Source organism: uncultured Albimonas sp. (assembly GCF_963977235.1).
In the GTDB taxonomy this organism is placed as follows: Bacteria; Pseudomonadota; Alphaproteobacteria; order Rhodobacterales; family Rhodobacteraceae; genus Albimonas.
Window position 1 is genome coordinate 49,149 of the sequence record NZ_CAXBOD010000023.1, and the last position, 15,312, is coordinate 64,460.

12 protein-coding genes are annotated in these 15,312 nt (G+C 72.2%); 9 read left to right on the forward strand and 3 right to left on the reverse strand.

Annotated features, from left to right (window positions below; all coding sequences use genetic code 11):
- The first annotated feature begins 73 nt into the window (after positions 1-73).
- The 4 genes from AAC134_RS12600 (at position 74) to AAC134_RS12615 (ending at position 4,608) form a co-directional block, all read left to right on the forward strand.
- A complete protein-coding gene (locus AAC134_RS12600; protein WP_339949443.1) occupies positions 74-1,525 on the forward strand; it encodes a WcaI family glycosyltransferase in 1,452 nt (483 codons plus the stop codon).
- A 122-nt stretch (positions 1,526-1,647) separates the two neighbouring features.
- Entirely contained in the window at positions 1,648-2,715 is a 1,068-nt protein-coding gene (gmd, locus tag AAC134_RS12605; RefSeq protein WP_339949444.1) for a GDP-mannose 4,6-dehydratase, read from the forward strand.
- 176 nt (positions 2,716-2,891) lie between these two features.
- Positions 2,892-3,098, forward strand: a complete 207-nt coding sequence (locus AAC134_RS12610) for a hypothetical protein (RefSeq protein ID WP_339949445.1) — start codon at positions 2,892-2,894, stop codon at positions 3,096-3,098.
- 151 nt (positions 3,099-3,249) lie between these two features.
- The gene (locus AAC134_RS12615; protein WP_339949446.1) at positions 3,250-4,608 is read left to right on the forward strand and encodes a hypothetical protein; all 1,359 of its coding nucleotides are present in this window, start codon (positions 3,250-3,252) and stop codon (positions 4,606-4,608) included.
- Positions 4,609-4,615: 7 nt separating this feature from the next.
- Here AAC134_RS12615 and AAC134_RS12620 read toward each other — a convergent pair whose 3' ends face one another.
- On the reverse strand, positions 4,616-5,932 hold the full coding sequence (locus tag AAC134_RS12620; RefSeq protein WP_339949447.1) for a hypothetical protein: 1,317 nt from the start codon (positions 5,930-5,932) through the stop codon (positions 4,616-4,618).
- A 121-nt stretch (positions 5,933-6,053) separates the two neighbouring features.
- Between AAC134_RS12620 and AAC134_RS12625 the strand changes: the two genes are divergently transcribed.
- Complete coding sequence (locus AAC134_RS12625; RefSeq protein ID WP_339949448.1) at positions 6,054-6,866, forward strand: hypothetical protein; 813 nt, start codon at positions 6,054-6,056, stop codon at positions 6,864-6,866.
- Positions 6,863-7,747, forward strand: coding sequence for a class I SAM-dependent methyltransferase (locus AAC134_RS12630; protein ID WP_339949449.1), 885 nt, complete (start codon positions 6,863-6,865; stop codon positions 7,745-7,747). The genes AAC134_RS12625 and AAC134_RS12630 overlap by 4 nt, the downstream gene beginning before the upstream one ends.
- A gap of 91 nt (positions 7,748-7,838) precedes the next feature.
- Here the strand turns inward: AAC134_RS12630 and AAC134_RS12635 are convergent, their stop codons facing one another.
- On the reverse strand, positions 7,839-8,591 hold the full coding sequence (locus tag AAC134_RS12635; protein ID WP_339949450.1) for a hypothetical protein: 753 nt from the start codon (positions 8,589-8,591) through the stop codon (positions 7,839-7,841).
- Positions 8,592-8,813: 222 nt separating this feature from the next.
- Here AAC134_RS12635 and AAC134_RS12640 point away from each other — a divergent pair, with 222 nt between their 5' ends.
- Positions 8,814-9,794, forward strand: a complete 981-nt coding sequence (locus AAC134_RS12640) for an NADPH:quinone oxidoreductase family protein (protein WP_339949451.1) — start codon at positions 8,814-8,816, stop codon at positions 9,792-9,794.
- A 65-nt stretch (positions 9,795-9,859) separates the two neighbouring features.
- Here the strand turns inward: AAC134_RS12640 and AAC134_RS12645 are convergent, their stop codons facing one another.
- Entirely contained in the window at positions 9,860-10,663 is an 804-nt protein-coding gene (locus AAC134_RS12645; protein ID WP_339949452.1) for an undecaprenyl-diphosphate phosphatase, read from the reverse strand.
- A gap of 285 nt (positions 10,664-10,948) precedes the next feature.
- Between AAC134_RS12645 and AAC134_RS12650 the strand changes: the two genes are divergently transcribed.
- Positions 10,949-12,373 carry an NAD(P)-dependent oxidoreductase gene (locus AAC134_RS12650; RefSeq protein WP_339949455.1) on the forward strand — a complete coding sequence of 475 codons (1,425 nt, stop codon included), beginning with the start codon at positions 10,949-10,951 and terminating at the stop codon, positions 12,371-12,373.
- Positions 12,374-12,623: 250 nt separating this feature from the next.
- The coding region (locus AAC134_RS12655; protein WP_339949453.1) for a glutamate synthase central domain-containing protein at positions 12,624-15,312 on the forward strand (2,689 nt) is incomplete at its 3' end.

A 15,312-nucleotide genomic window follows, 5' to 3' on the forward strand; every position in this document is an offset into this window, starting at 1 on the left:
CCCGCGAGCCGGCCGCCCCCCCGCCGGCGCGATCTCCGATTCCTTCGTCCCCTCCCGCATTTCAGGCGAAGCCATGACCCGACGACCGACATTCCCGGACCCGACGCCCCTGCTCAGCGCCCCGCCGCGGCCAGAGGCGGCTTCGCCGCCCGATCCCGACGTCCGCGCCCGGTCCGAGGGGCTGCGCCTGCTGATCCTGGGCATGAACTACGCCCCCGAGCCGGTGGGCGTGGCGATCTACACCACCGGCCTCGCCGAGGGGCTGGTCGCCTGCGGGCACGAGGTCTCGGTGATCTCGGCCACGCCCTGGTATCCCGCCTGGGCGCCGATGGCCGGCCATGGCCGCGGCTGGTCCGAGCGGCGCGAGAACGGGGTGCGCGTGATCCGTTGTCCGCACCCGATCCCGGCGCGCCCCACCGCCGCCCGGCGCATCCTGCAGCAGGCGAGCTGGGCGGCCTCGGCGGCCCCGGCGATGCTGGCCCGCAGCCTGCGCGGCATCGACGCGGTGCTGGCGGTGGCGCCGGCCGCGCTCGCGGCGCCGGTGGCTCTGGCGACCGCGCGCCTCGCCGGCGTTCCGGCCTGGCTGCATGTCCAGGACTTCGAGGCCGAGGCGGTGTTCGGCGCCGGCCTGCTCGATTCGCGGGGGCGCTTCGGGCGCCTCGCCGCCCGCAGCGCCCTGGGCTTCGAGGCCGGGCTGCTGCGCCGCTTCGACCGGGTCTCGGCGATTTCGCCCGCGATGCGCGCGAAGCTCGCCGAGAAAGGCGTCGCCCCCGGCCGCATCCGCGAGCTTCGCAACTGGGCCGAGGATTCGATCCGCCCGCTCGAGGCCCCCTCGCCCTACCGGCGCGAGTGGGGGCTCGAGGGGCGGCGCGTGGCGCTCTACTCGGGCAATCTCGGGGCCAAACAGGGGCTTGGCCTGGTGGTGGAGGCGGCTCGCCGCCTCGCCGGGCGTCCGGGGCTCGAGGATCTGGTCTTCGTGATCTGCGGCGAGGGGCCGGCGATGACCCGCCTGCGAACGGAGGGCGCCGACTTGCCCAATCTGGTGCTGCGCCCGTTGCAGCCGATGGCGCGTCTGGGGGAGCTGCTGGGCCTGGCGGACCTGCACCTGCTGCCGCAGGTCGCCGGCGCCGCGGACCTGGTGCTGCCCTCCAAGCTCGCCAACATGCTCGCCTCCGGCCGCCCGGTGGTGGCCACCGCGGCCGAGGGCACGCAACTGGCGGCCGAGGTCTCGGGCTGCGGCCTCGTCAGCCCGCCGGGCGACGCCGAGGCCTTCGCCGAATCGATCGCCGCGCTCGCCGCCGCCCCCCGGATGCGCCTCGCGCTGGGCGAGGCCGCGCGCGCCCGGTCGCGGGCCCGATGGGACCGCGCCTCGGCCATCGCCTCGGCCGAGATCGAACTGCGCGCCATGGCCGCCGCCGGGCGCGGCGAGCCCGCGCCCGCGCCCCTCCGCTCCCCCGCCCGGGAGGAGGAGGCCCTGCCGACGATCCACGCCGCGGTCAGCCATCGCGTCGCGAGGCGCGGATGACCCCGCGCGATTCGCCGCCGGGCCGAGGCCGCCCCTCGCCGTCGGCCGCCCGCGGGCGGCCTCGCCCGATCCGCGCCCTTCCCCAGGGCGTTCCCGACCCCAACCGCGTACGGAGCCGCCCCATGAAACGCGCCCTGATCACCGGCGTCACTGGCCAGGACGGCGCCTATCTCGCCGAGCTGCTGCTTGAGAAAGGCTACGAGGTGCACGGCCTGAAGCGCCGCGCCTCGTCGTTCAACACCGGCCGCGTCGACCACCTCTACCGCGACCCGCACGAGGGCAACGTCAACTTCCGCCTGCACCACGGCGACATGACCGACGGCTCGAACCTGATCCGGATCATGCAGGAGGTGCGCCCGCACGAGGTCTACAACCTCGCCGCCCAGTCGCATGTGCAGGTCAGTTTCGAGACGCCCGAATACACCGCCAACGCCGACGGCATCGGGACCCTGCGCCTGCTGGAGGCGATCCGCATCCTGGGGCTGGAGGGGCATTCGCGCTTCTACCAGGCCTCGACCTCAGAGCTCTACGGCCAGGTCGCCGAGACGCCTCAGCGCGAGACGACCCCCTTCCGCCCCCGCAGCCCCTACGCCTGCGCCAAACTCTACGCCTACTGGATCACGGTGAACTACCGGGAGGCATGGGGCGTCCACGCCTCCAACGGGATCCTGTTCAACCACGAGAGCCCGCTGCGCGGCGAGACCTTCGTGACCCGCAAGATCACCCGCGCGGTCGCGGCCATCGCGCTGGGGCTGCAGGACCGGCTGTATCTGGGCAACCTCGATGCGCGGCGCGACTGGGGGCACGCGCAGGACTATGTCGAGGGGATGTGGCGGATCCTGCAGCAGGAGACCCCCGACGACTACGTGCTGGCCACCGGCGAGACGCATTCGGTGCGCGGCTTCGCCTCCCGCGCCTTCGCCGCGGCGGGGATCGCGCTGGACTGGAAGGGCGAGGGGCTGGCCGAGAAAGGCGTCGACGCCGCCTCGGGCGAGATCCGGGTCGAGATCGATCCGCGCTATTTCCGTCCGGCCGAGGTCGACCTGCTGATGGGCGACCCCGCGAAGGCCCGCGAACGCCTGGGCTGGAGCCACAGCCGGGGCATCGACTCGCTGGTCAGCGAGATGGTGGCCGCCGACCTCGAACTCCTGGGACGCGAGGGCCTGCCGCGGGCCGAGCGCATGGCCTGACCCGGCAGGGGAGCGGTCCGCGTCAGGCCAGGGCCGGCGAAGGCGGCCTGGAACACCGGCCGCAGAGGGTCTCTCACGCCCGGTTCATATCGTCAGGTCTAGGTGTTGGAGCGTTCGCGGCTTGCGTGATGGCCCGTGTGGCGAACCGACGGGCGCTTGACGGTGAAGAGGTGCGTATGGGGTCCCTGGTTCTGGGCATGGCCTCGAGCGGCGTGTTCTTCCTGGCGGCATTGCTGATGGAGCTCTCCATCGCATCGGCGTTCCTCGCGCAGTCGGCGGGGGGGATCGCGATGACGCTGGTCTTCGCCGTGGTGCGCGCCCAGGCGGTCGTCGCCTGGCAGGGCGCCTCCGCCGAGCAGACCGCGGGCGCCGAGACCGGATGACGCCGGGCGAAGCGCCGCTTCTGTGACGAGCGGGGGGTGGCCCGCCTCTCGGTCCGGCGGCCCTCGGCCTGATCCGTCCGTCCAGGGTTAACGCAGCCTTTACCTCCTCGCGTCACCCTGTCCCGGACCAGAATGGCGCCGGGAGCTGACCATGCCGCCCGACCTGCTGCCTGTCGGCCTCGCCGCCGCGGGCTTTACCGGACTATGCGTTTTTGTCTGCTGGCGCCGCACCGCCTGGTACGCGCCCGCAGTGATGTGGAGCGGGTTCTGCTTCGCCGGGATCCTCGCCCTGTGGGCGGTGATCGCGCTTGGCGTGCACCTGCCCGCGCTCGGCCTCTCGCCGATGCCCACCATCCGGCTGGGGGAGCAGTTCGCGCCCACCGCCCTGTTCTTCTCGGTCCAGGCGCTGATCGGGCCGCTGTCGGTGCTGGGCTGGCGCCCCACGCCGGAGACGGCCGCAGCCAGCGGCGCCGGTCGCGCCCTGCATGAGGCGCTGACCAGGGCGCGCGCCAGCGGGGCCGCGCGGATCTACACGCTGCTCGCCGTCGCCGTCTGCGCGCTGCACCTGAGCATGATCGACCGCGGCGCCTTCTACCTCAACAGCGAGTATCTCTCGCTGGCCGACCCCACCCGCAACGGCGTCGGGCTGGGCGTGGGCGCCTTCGTCAACAACATCCTCCGGCCGCTGGCGCTGCCCGCCTTCCTGCTGCTGGCGATCCGCGGCGCGGCCTGCGACCGCGAGGGCGCGCCCCGGCGGCGGGGAACCGACCTGCAGACCACGCTTCTGTTCCTGATCTGCGCCTACGCCTTCGCCTTCAGCCTGGCGGTCTATTCGCGCTACCTCATGGTCTATGTCTTCGTGTTCTTCATGGGGCGCGTGTTCTCGCTGCGGCGCGGAGGGCCCGGCGCCATGGTCGCCTTCGCGCTCTACACGCTGCTGATCCTCGCCTGCTTCGTGCTGGCGCTGGCCGGGCGCGGGCACGTGACCCAGGGGCTCGGCTCGGTGCTGCCGGTGCTCGAGGCGCTCGACGTCGGCCATCTGGGCTGGCTGGCCGCGAAGCTCGGCGTCACCTCCTTCGATGCGGGCATGAGCTTCGCCAACGCGCTGCGCCACGCGCCGGTCTACGATCCGGGCTATCAGGCGCTCAGCTTCAGCCCGCTGCCCTCGTTCCTCGACGGGTTCGACGTGAACGACATGGAGCAGCGGATCAACATCTACGTCCCCTTTTCGGCCTTCGGCGAGGCGGTGCATTTCCACCCGCTGGCGGCGCCGATGCTGTTCGCGGCCTGCCTTGCGGCGACCCGGCAGCTGACCCTCGCCTTCTTCCGCGACGGGGACGCGCTGAGCGCGGCGCTGTTTCCGATGTATCTGGTCTGCCTGCTGAAGCTGCAGACCTACCCGATCCGCGCCTCGTTGCGGATCGTGGTGGCGATCACGGTGATCTCGTGGTTGAGCGTGCAGTGGCGCAAGCGATCGGCGGCGCGCGAGCGGCAGGTCGCCCTCGCCTGACCCCGCCTCAGCGGCCGGCCCGTCGCGGCAGGGCGCCCAGCGCGGCGAGCGCGGTGACCGTGGCCAGCGCGCCCGAGGTGGCGCAGACCGTCCACGCCGCCCCCGTGACGCCGGCCGTCGGCGCGACCATCGCGATGACCAGCGCCTGGCCGGCCGCGAGCGCCAGTCCCGCGCGCCCCAGCGCCCGCATCCAGGGCCCCGAGATCGCCACCGCCATCAGCGGCGCCGCGATCGAGGCCGCCATTTCGGCCAGCGCCAGCGGCGCCAGCGCCCGGCCGGCGGCGGCGAAGGCCTCGCCGAACAGCGCCACGGGCGCCTCGGGGAAGACCAGGACCAGCGCCACCGCCGGCGCCGCCCAGGCGAGCACCGCGCCCGTGCCGCCGCCCAGCACCTGCAGCAGCCGCCGCCGGTCGCCGGCATGCAGCGCGCGGCTGACCCAGGGTTGCAGCACCTGCGCCAGCAACAGCGGCGGCGCGCTGACCAGGAAGGCCAGACGCTGGGCCGCCGCATAGAGGCCGGCGGCCTCGAACCCCAGGATCGGGGCGATCAGCAGCATGTCCGCGCGCGCCAGCAGCATTCGCGGGGCCAGCGAGGGCAGCAACGCGCGCGCCTCGGCGGTCCAGAGCGCGGGCTCCCCGGCCTCGGCCGGGTCGTGCGCGGCGGTCTCGGGCAGGCCGCGCCGCGCCAGCGCGAGCGCCGCCCACCCGGCCGCGCCCCCGACCGCCGCAAAGACCCCCGTCGCGACTCCGGCGCCCCCGAGCCCGCCCAGCGGGATCGCCGCAAGCGCGACGGCGAGCGTCGCCGCGGGGGCCGCCAGATCCTCGAGAACCACGCCCGTCGCCGGCCGGAACAGCGCCGAGAGCTGCTGGCGCCCCAGCCGCCGCAACGCCGCCCCCGGCGCGACCAGCGCGGCGAGGGCCAGCCCCTCGGCCAGCCCCTCGGGCCCCGCCCGCAGGCAGATCAGCGCAGCGAGCCCCAGCAGCAGCGCGGCCAGCCCCCCCCCGCGCAGCGCCGCGCGCGACGACATCGCCATCAGCCGGCGCAGGCGCTGGGGCCGCGCGGCCAGCCCCTCGGTCCGCCGGACCGCGAGCGCGGGCCAGCCCCCGGCGCCGAGCTGGCCGGCCAGCGTCCCGGTTCCCAGCGCGAAGGCCACCTGGCCGAAGCCCGCCGGGCCCAGCTGCGTCCCCAGCGCCAGCGCCATGCCGAACTGCGCCCCGCGCGCGGCGAGCGTCGCCAGCGCCGCGCCGCCCAGCGCGCGCAGGAACCGGCCCCGAAGGCGCGCGCGCAGGCGGCCGCGCAGGGTCTCGGTCGCGGTCTGGCGCATGCGTTAGGCTCCCTCTTGCGGGAATCGTGCCCGGCGAAACTCAATCTTAACGAGACTGGTAAACAAAACGTTCTGTAACCCTTTTCGCCCGCCGCTCCGCGGCCCCGTCCGGGAGGCGCCCATGCCTTCGTGCTCCGCCCTCGACCGCCCTGCGCCGCCGCGCGCGCTCCGCGCCTGGCCACGCCTGCGCCGCCGCCTGCGCAACCAGCTCGCCGAGGCCGACCGGCTGTATCTGCCGCTCGCCCGTCTGGCGCGGCCGGCGCATGCGGTAGGGCCGGACACGCAGCTGGTGGTCGAGGGTTTTCCCCGGTCCGCCAACTCCTGGATCGAGGGCTGCGTGCGCGAGGCCTGGCCCGGTCTGCGCGTCGCCCAGCACCTGCACGCCGCCGCCTCGCTGCGCGCGGCGGCGCGGCGCGGCCTGCCGGCCATGCTGCTGCTGCGCGCTCCGGACGCGGCCGTCGCCTCGCTGCTGCTGCGCGAGCCGGCGGTCTATGACCCGAGCCTGGGGTTCGAGGAATACGTGCGCTTCCATGCCGGGCTGACCGGCGCGGTCGACCGGCTGCTGGTGGTCCCGTTCGAGGCCGCGACCGGCCCCTTCCCGGCGGTCGCGCAGGCGCTGGTCGCGCGCTTCGCGCTCGACTGGCCCGCGCCGGCCTGGGACGCCGCGCGCGAGGCGGGGGCCTGGGCCCATGTCGATCGGCTGACCCGGGACCGCGTCGGCCGGGCGCATGTCAGCTACTCGCCCGCCCAGGACGAGGCCGCCCGCGCCCGCCGCCGCCGGCGGGCCGAGGCCGCGGCGATGGCCGTGGCGCTTGCCGCCCGCACGCCCCGCGTCGCCGCCCTTCAGGCGCAGGCCCGCGACCTCCACGCCATCCTGCGCGCCCACGCCCCCGCGGCCCTGCGCGCGACCGCAAGCGAAAGCGTCCCGGCATGACCCAGACCAAGACCCGCAGCGCGACCTGGCCCGAACCGCGGATCGAACCCCGGAGCGAGATCCGGCGCGAGAGCCGGCATGAGACTGGGACCGAACCGCAGGACGAGCCCTGCGCCCTCGCCCAACCGCCCCTGCAACGCCTGCGCGCCCGCCTGCACCCCGAGAGCGGAGCGGGCGGCTTCTCGGCCATCGACGGCACGGTGATCTTCTACGTGCGCGTGGCGGCGCTGCTGACGCCTGGCGCGACGGTGCTGGACCTTGGCGCGGGGCGCGGACGGGCGCATCTCGACGACCCGGTCTCGTTTCGCCGCAGCCTGATGGACCTGCGCGGCCGCTGCGCCCGGGTGATCGGCGTGGACCCCGATCCGGCGGTGCTCGACAACCCCTCGCTGGACGAGGCGATGGTGATGCCCTCGCCCGAGGAGGTCCCGCTGCGCGACGCCTCGGTCGACCTGATCCTGGCCGATCACGTGCTCGAGCATGTGGCCGACCCTCAGGCCTTCGCGCGCGAATGCGGCCGCCTGCTGCGCCCCGGCGGCTGGCTCTGCGCCCGCACGCCCAACCGCTGGGGCCTGGTGGCGATGGCCTCGCGCGCGATCCCCGAGGGGGTGCACGGCGCCGTCCTCGCGCGCGCTCAGCCGCATCGCCGGCACGAGGACGTGTTCCCCACCTGCTATCGGCTCAACACCCGCGGGGCGCTGGCCCGCGCCTTTCCGGCGCCGGGCTGGGGCCACCATGTCCACGGCTGGAATTCCGAGCCCGCCTACGCCGGCCGCTCCGCCATCGCCTGGCGGGCGATGCAGGCGCTTCAGGCGATCCTGCCCCCGGCGATGGACGCGAACCTGCACGTGTTCCTGCGCCGCGGCCCGCCCCGCGCCTGACAAAGGCCCCTCGCCCGGAGACGGGCGCCCCCTCGGGGGGGCCGGGCGGGTCGGTCGCGTCCGCGCAGCGGGCGCGCCGGGCCGAGCGGCCTCACCCGATCTCGAGCGTCTCCTCGACCGGCCCGTAGCCGTCTTCGGGGTCGAGGCGGATCACCTTCGGGGTCGAGGCGAGGTCCACGATCGGGTGCACGGTGCGCGCCGCCCGGCCCGCCGCGGCCCGCGTGGCATCCTCGAAATCGGAAGACCTTGCCAGCAGTTGAAGGTTCATCCGGGTGGGGAACACGATCGCCCGCTCGCGCGCCTCGTAGAGGCGCAGCGCCTCGGCCGGCGCGATCCACTCGGTCTCCACCGTCTCGCGTCCGTCATGCACCGCGTCCTGGCCCTCGGGCGCCCGCGACACGAAGAACCAGGTGTCGAAGCGCTTGGGCACATGCGCGGGCGTCACCCAGCGCGCGAAGCGGGTCAGCGCGCCGAGGTCAGGGGTCACCCCCCGCTCGCGCACATAGTCGAGAAACCGGATCTCGCCGTGCTCCACCGCGTGCCGCTCTTCGGCGCTGCCGGCGACGCCGTCGCGGCCCAGCAGCATTCCGGTCTCCTCGAAGGTCTCGCGCAGCGCGGCGATGCGGGGCGCGCGCTCCTCCTCCGGGGCGGCGTGCCAGTTCTCGGCCACCTCGGCCCATTCGGGCGAGGCGTCGTCCGCGTCCACCTTGCCGCCGGGAAACACCATCGCCCCCGAGAAGAAGTCGATCTGGTAGTTCCGCCGCACCATCAGCACTTCCAGCGCAGGCGTCTCCCGCAGCAGCATGATCGTCGCCGCAGCCCGCACAGGGATCGTCTGGGTCATTCGTCGCCTCCCCTCCGGGCCTGCCCCGGGCCCGGCTCGTTTCGTGTTTCGCTGGTCGCATGATAAGTCATCCTTCCGGCCCTGTCCCGCCCCTCGCGCCGCCTCTCGCGCCCGCTGTTCCTGCGCGGGACGATTGCGCCGGCGCCGTCTCTGGGCGAAACAGATGCCTTGAACCTGCCGACCGGCAGGGAGTCGAAACGAAACCTCTAGGGGAGGAACCGAATGCGCGCCGTGCTCTGCAAGGAATGGGGAACGCCCGAAACGCTGGTGATCGAGGACATCCCCGTGCCCGAGCCCGGCAAGGGCCAGGTCCGGGTGGCGATCCACGCCAGCTCCGTCAACTTTCCCGACGTGCTGATCATCCAGAACAAGTACCAGTTCAAACCCGAGCTGCCGTTCTCGCCCGGCTCCGATCTCGCCGGCGTGGTGACCGCGGTGGGCGAGGGCGTGACCCGCTTCAAGGTCGGCGACAAGGTCATGGGCATGACCCCCTGGGGCGCCTTCGCCGAGGAGGCCGTCGCCGAGGAGACCCGCCTCGATCCCCTGCCCGAGGGCGTGGACTTCGCCGTCGCCGCGGGCTTCCCGATGGTCTACGGCACCTCCTACCACGCGCTGCTGGACCGCGGAGAGCTCAAGGCCGGCCAGACCGTGCTGGTGCTGGGCGCGGCCGGCGGCGTGGGTCTCGCGGCGGTCGAGATCGCCAAGGCGGTCGGCGCGCATGTGATCGCCGCGGCCTCCTCGGCCGAGAAGCTGGCGATCTGCAAGGAGCACGGCGCCGACGAGGTGATCAACTACGTCGAGGAAGACCTGCGCGAGGCGCTCAAGCGCGTCTGCCCCAAGGGTCCCGACGTGATCTACGATCCGGTCGGGGGCGATCTCGCCGAGCCGGCGTTCCGCTCGATCGGCTGGCGCGGCAAGTTCCTGGTGGTCGGCTTCGCCGGCGGCTCGATCCCCAAGATCCCGCTGAACCTGCCGCTGCTGAAGAACGCCTCGATCGTGGGCGTCTTCTGGGGCGCCTTCGTGAAGACCGAATACAAGCAGTATCTCAAGGACATGGAGGTGCTGTTCAGCTGGCTGCGCGAGGGCAAGCTGCGTCCGCGCGTGTCCGAGCGCTTCACGCTCGAGCAGGCGCCCTCCGCGATCCAGCGCCTGGCCGACCGCAAGGCCGCCGGCAAGCTGATCGTCGAGCCGCAGAAGGCCTGAGCCCGGCCGAAACGCGAAAGGGGAGGGCCCGCGCCCTCCCCGTCTTCAGGCCCGCGGCGGAGCGCTCAGGCGTAGAGCCAGACCAGCAGCGCGCCGCCCAGCAGCAGCCGGTAGATGACGAAGGGCGTCAGGCTCCAGGTGCGCAGCATCCGCATCATCAGCGCCAGCGCCAGCAGGGCGGCGATGCACGACAGCACCGCGGCGATGGCGGCCTCGGTCCCCAGGGTCGCGTCGCCGGAGTCGAGCAGGTCCTTGGTGGTCAGCACGCCTGCCGCGAGGATCGTGGGCACCGACATCAGCATCGAGATCCGCGCCGCATCCGGCCGCTTGAAGCCCAGCCCCCGCGCCGCGGTGATGGTGATGCCCGAGCGCGAGGTCCCCGGGATCAGCGCCACCGCCTGGGCGAGGCCCATCACGATGGCGTCGCGCCAGGACCAGTCCTCGGCCTCGCGCGTCTGCGGGCCCCAGCGGTCGAAGATGTAGAGGACCACGCCGAACACGATGGTGGACCAGGCGATGATCTCGACATTGCGGAAGATGTCGGTCAGCCCGGCCATCGACAGCAGCAGTCCCGCGATGACCACCGGTATGGTTGCGACCACCAACCGCAGGGCCAGCCCGGCCTCGTAGGTCGAGACTTTGCCGGTCAGGACCTGCAGGCCGCCGACCACCGCCGCCCGCACGTCCTTCCAGAAGAAGATGACGACCGCGACCAAAGTGCCCACGTGGACCGCCACGTCGATCGACAGGCCCTGGTCCGCCGCGCCCGACAGCGCCGGGAACAGCGCCAGGTGGCCCGAGGAGGAGATCGGAAGGAACTCGGTGATGCCCTGGATCAGGGCCAGAATCACGAGGTTCATCAAGGGCATGGGTTTGTCCTGAGCGACAGGCGGGAGACGCGGAAAGGGTTAGCGGGCAGAGGGGCTGCTGGGAATGCGGCGTAATTGGGTAAGCAATGCTGACCTGATTTTGCCTGCCGATCGGACGGCCGACCCAGCGGAATGCAACCCCCACCCCTGCGGACCCGCAAACAAGGTCAGCATTGCTGTCTTTTATTCCCCGCGCGGATCGGTTAGTCACCGGATCAGACGCCGGACGCGAGTCCGGGGCCCCAGCCATGCTCGCCCGAGGGAGACCGCCAGGTGGCTCAGAAGATGCTCAAGTTCGTCGACGTCCCCCGCGGGATGCCCGAGAAGCGCGCCGCCGAGGCGCGCCGCGACGACTTCGGTGAGATCTACCGCGAATTCGCCGCCGCCAAGGCCGAGGAGCAGTCCGCGCGCTGCTCGCAGTGCGGCGTGCCCTATTGCCAGCAGCATTGCCCGCTGCACAACAACATCCCCGACTGGCTGAAGCTGGTCGCCGAGGACCGGCTGGAGGAGGCCTACCAGGTCTCCCAGGCGACCAACACCTTCCCCGAGATCTGCGGCCGCATCTGCCCCCAGGACCGCCTGTGCGAGGGCAACTGCGTCATCGAGCAGTCGGGCCACGGCACCGTCACCATCGGCGCGGTCGAGAAATACATCACCGACACCGCCTGGGAGAAAGGCTGGGTCAAACCCGGCAAGCCCCTCAAGGAGCGGCCGGAATCGGTGGGCGTTATCGGCGCGGGCCCCGGGGGCCTGGCTGCGGCCGACGTGCTGCGCCGCCGCGGCTTCCAGGTCACCGTCTACGACCGCTACGACCGCTCGGGCGGGCTGATGATCTACGGCATCCCCGGCTTCAAGCTGGAGAAGCACGTGGTCACCCGCCGCAACGCCCAGCTCGAGGCGGCCGGCGTCAAGTTCGTGCTGAACTGCGCCGTCGGCGAGGACCGCTCGTTCGAGGAGATCCGCAGCGCCCATGACGCCGTGCTGATCGCCACCGGCGTCTACAAGAGCCGGGACCTCGGCGGCCCGGGCGCGGGTCTGCCGGGCATCAAGCGCGCGCTCGACTATCTGACGGCGTCGAACAGGCACGGCTTTGGCGACAGCGTGCCCGACTACACCTCCGGCGAGCTGAACGCCCAGGGCAAGAACGTCGTCGTGATCGGCGGCGGCGACACCGCCATGGACTGCGTGCGCACCGCCATCCGCCAGGGCGCGAAGTCGGTCAAGTGCCTCTACCGTCGGGACAAGGCAAACATGCCCGGCTCCCAGCGGGAGGTGGCCAACGCCGAGGAGGAGGGGGTCGAGTTCGTGTGGCTCGCCGCCCCCAAGGGCTTTGTCGGCGACGACAAGGTGACCGGCGTGCGCGTCGCCAGGATGCGCCTGGGCGCCCCCGACGTCACCGGCCGCCAGACCCCCGAGGAGATCGAGGGCGCGGACTACACCGAGCCGGCGGACCTGGTGATCAAGGCGCTGGGCTTCGACCCCGAGGCGCTGCCGACCCTGTGGGGCTGCGAGGAGCTTCCCGTGACCCGCTGGGGCACCGTGAAGACCGACCACCGCACCCACATGACCGCGATGGAGGGCGTCTACGCCGTCGGCGACATCGTGCGGGGCGCCAGCCTGGTGGTCTGGGCGATCCGCGACGGGCGCGAGGCGGCCGACGCGATCGCGGCGAAGTTCGACGCCGACGCCCGGGTGATCGCCGCCGAGTGAGCCGGCCGAGCGCGTCTCGGCCGCAGCGGCCGCGCCGATGCGAACCCTGGGCCCCGGCGGACGCGACCGCCGGCGCCCGCCCTTCCCCGCCGGACGGCCCCTGCGCCCCCGGCCGGGCCGAAACCGCAGATGCCGGCACGCGCGCCGGGACGCCCGCCGGGCGCCGCGCGCCGCCCGGACCAGACGCCGGATCGGGGCCGCGCCCCGGCCCCCGGCGCCCCAAGACGCTCTTGAGGAAAGGAGCACGGACATGACGAATTACGACGCGACCTGGGCGCAGGCCCACGAGGAACAGCGCAAGCGTCTGTCCGAGACCGGCATGTTCCGCGAAGACTTCGAGCACGCCTCCTGCGGGGTCGGGCTGGTGGTGGCCGTCGACGGCAAGCCGCGGCGCGAAGTGGTGCAGAGCGGGATCTCGGCGCTGAAGGCGATCTGGCACCGCGGCGCGGTCGACGCCGACGGCAAGACCGGCGACGGCGCGGGCATCCACGTGCAGATCCCCAAGGCCTTCTTCGAGGAGCAGATCCGCCGCACCGGCCATGAGCCCAACGAGGAGCTCGTCGCCGTGGGCATGGTGTTCCTGCCCCGCGCCGACTTCGGCGCGCAGGAGACCTGCCGCACCATCGTGGAGACGGAAGTGCTCCGCATGGGTCACTACATCTACGGCTGGCGCCATGTCCCGGTGAACATCCAGGTGCTGGGCGACAAGGCCAACGCCACCCGGCCCGAGATCGAGCAGATCCTGATCTCGAACAACACCGGCGCGGATCAGGAGACGTTCGAGCGCGAGCTCTACGTCATCCGCCGCCGGATCGAGAAGGCGGTGGCCGCGGCGCAGGTCTCGGGCTTCTACATCTGCTCGCTCTCGTGCCGGTCGATCATCTACAAAGGCATGATGCTGGCCGAGCAGGTGGCCGAGTTCTATCCCGACCTGAAGGACGACCGCTTTGAATCGGCCTTCGCGATCTATCACCAGCGCTATTCGACCAACACCTTCCCCCAGTGGTGGCTGGCCCAGCCCTTCCGCATGCTCGCCCACAACGGCGAGATCAACACGCTGAAGGGCAACGTCAACTGGATGAAGTCCCACGAGATCCGCATGGCCTCGACCTACTTCGGTGACATGGCCGAGGACATCAAGCCGATCATCCCCTCGGGGTCCTCGGACTCGGCCGCGCTCGATGCGGTGTTCGAGGTGCTGGTGCATGCCGGCCGCTCGGCCCCCATGGCCAAGACCATGCTGGTGCCCGAGGCCTGGTCGAAGACCGGCACGGCGATGCCCTCGACCTGGCGGGACATGTACGCCTATTCCAACTCGGTGATGGAGCCGTGGGACGGCCCGGCCGCGCTGGCGATGACCGACGGCCGCTGGGTCGTGGCGGGCGTCGACCGCAACGGCCTGCGTCCGCTGCGCTACGTGGTGACCGGCGACGGGCTGGTGATCGCGGGCTCGGAGGCCGGCATGGTCCCGGTCGACGAGATGGGCGTGCAGGAGAAGGGGGCGCTCGGGCCCGGGCAGATGCTGGCGGTCGACATGACCACCGGCCGGCTGCTGCATGACTACGAGATCAAGGACGAGCTGGCGACCTCGCAGCCCTACGGCGACTGGGTCGGCACGATCAACGACCTCGAAGCCCATGTGGAGGGCGCCAAGGAGCCCCGCCTCTACCAGCGCGACGAGCTGCGCAAGCGCCAGATCGCGGCCGGCTATTCCATCGAGGAGCTGGAGGCGATCCTCCACCCGATGGCCGAGGACGGCAAGGAGGCCATCGGCTCGATGGGCGACGACACGCCCTCGGCCGTGCTGTCGGAGAAGTATCGGCCGATGAGCCACTTCTTCCGCCAGAACTTCTCCCAGGTCACCAACCCGCCCATCGACAGCCTGCGCGAGCATCGGGTGATGTCGCTGCGCACGCGCTTTGGCAACCTCAAGAACGTGCTGGACCAGGACAGCTCCCAGACCGAGATCCTGACGCTGGAGAGCCCGTTCGTCTCCAACGGCCAGTTCAACGCGATGGTCGAGGCCTTCGGGGGCTCGGTCCGCACCATCGACTGCGTGTATCCGGTGGGCGAGGAGCAGGGCGCCCTGCGCATCTACCTCGAGCGGATCCGCACCGAGGCCGAGGAGGCCGTGCGCGCCGGCATCGGCCACCTGATCCTGACCGACGAGGGCGTGGACGCCGACAACATCGCCGTGCCGATGATCCTGGCGACCTCGGCGGTGCATTCGTGGCTGACCAAGAAGGGGCTGCGGACCTTCTGCTCGCTGAACGTCCGCTCGGCCGAGTGCATCGACCCGCATTACTTCGCGGTGCTGATCGCCTGCGGCGCCACCACGGTGAACGCCTATCTGGCCCAGGAGTCGGTGGCCGACCGGATCGAGCGCGGGCTGATCGACGGCTCGGCCGAGGATGCGGTGAAGAACTTCCGCGCCTCGATCGACGCGGGCCTGCTGAAGATCATGTCCAAGATGGGCATCTCGGTGATCTCGTCCTATCGCGGCGGGCTCAACTTCGAGGCGGTGGGGCTGTCGCGCGCCATGGTCGCCGACTACTTCCCCGGCATGACCTCGCGCATCTCGGGCATCGGTCTGGCCGGCCTTCAGCAGAAGACCGAGCAGATCCACGCCAAGGCCTTCGGGATGCCCGACACGGTGCTGCCCATCGGCGGCCTCTACAAGCTGCGCAAGTCCGGCGAGACCCACGCCTGGAGCGCGCAGGGCATGCACATGCTGCAGTCGGCCTGCGACTCGGGCTCCTACGAGATGTGGAAGAAGTTCTCGGCGGGCCAGCAGGCCCAGCCGCCGGTGCACCTGCGCGACCTGCTGGACTTCAAGCCCAAGGGCTCGCCCATCGACATCGAGGAGGTGGAATCCATCACCTCGATCCGCAAGCGGTTCGTGACGCCGGGCATGTCGCTGGGCGCGCTCAGCCCCGAGG

Coding starts and splice junctions, on each gene's coding strand:
- AAC134_RS12600 (WP_339949443.1), top strand. CDS start 74: ATGACCCGACGACCGACATTCCCGGACCCGACGCCCCTGCTCAGCGCC.
- gmd (WP_339949444.1), top strand. CDS start 1,648: ATGAAACGCGCCCTGATCACCGGCGTCACTGGCCAGGACGGCGCCTAT.
- AAC134_RS12610 (WP_339949445.1), top strand. CDS start 2,892: ATGGGGTCCCTGGTTCTGGGCATGGCCTCGAGCGGCGTGTTCTTCCTG.
- AAC134_RS12615 (WP_339949446.1), top strand. CDS start 3,250: ATGCCGCCCGACCTGCTGCCTGTCGGCCTCGCCGCCGCGGGCTTTACC.
- AAC134_RS12620 (WP_339949447.1), bottom strand. CDS start 5,932: ATGCGCCAGACCGCGACCGAGACCCTGCGCGGCCGCCTGCGCGCGCGC.
- AAC134_RS12625 (WP_339949448.1), top strand. CDS start 6,054: ATGCCTTCGTGCTCCGCCCTCGACCGCCCTGCGCCGCCGCGCGCGCTC.
- AAC134_RS12630 (WP_339949449.1), top strand. CDS start 6,863: ATGACCCAGACCAAGACCCGCAGCGCGACCTGGCCCGAACCGCGGATC.
- AAC134_RS12635 (WP_339949450.1), bottom strand. CDS start 8,591: ATGACCCAGACGATCCCTGTGCGGGCTGCGGCGACGATCATGCTGCTG.
- AAC134_RS12640 (WP_339949451.1), top strand. CDS start 8,814: ATGCGCGCCGTGCTCTGCAAGGAATGGGGAACGCCCGAAACGCTGGTG.
- AAC134_RS12645 (WP_339949452.1), bottom strand. CDS start 10,663: ATGCCCTTGATGAACCTCGTGATTCTGGCCCTGATCCAGGGCATCACC.
- AAC134_RS12650 (WP_339949455.1), top strand. CDS start 10,949: ATGCTCAAGTTCGTCGACGTCCCCCGCGGGATGCCCGAGAAGCGCGCC.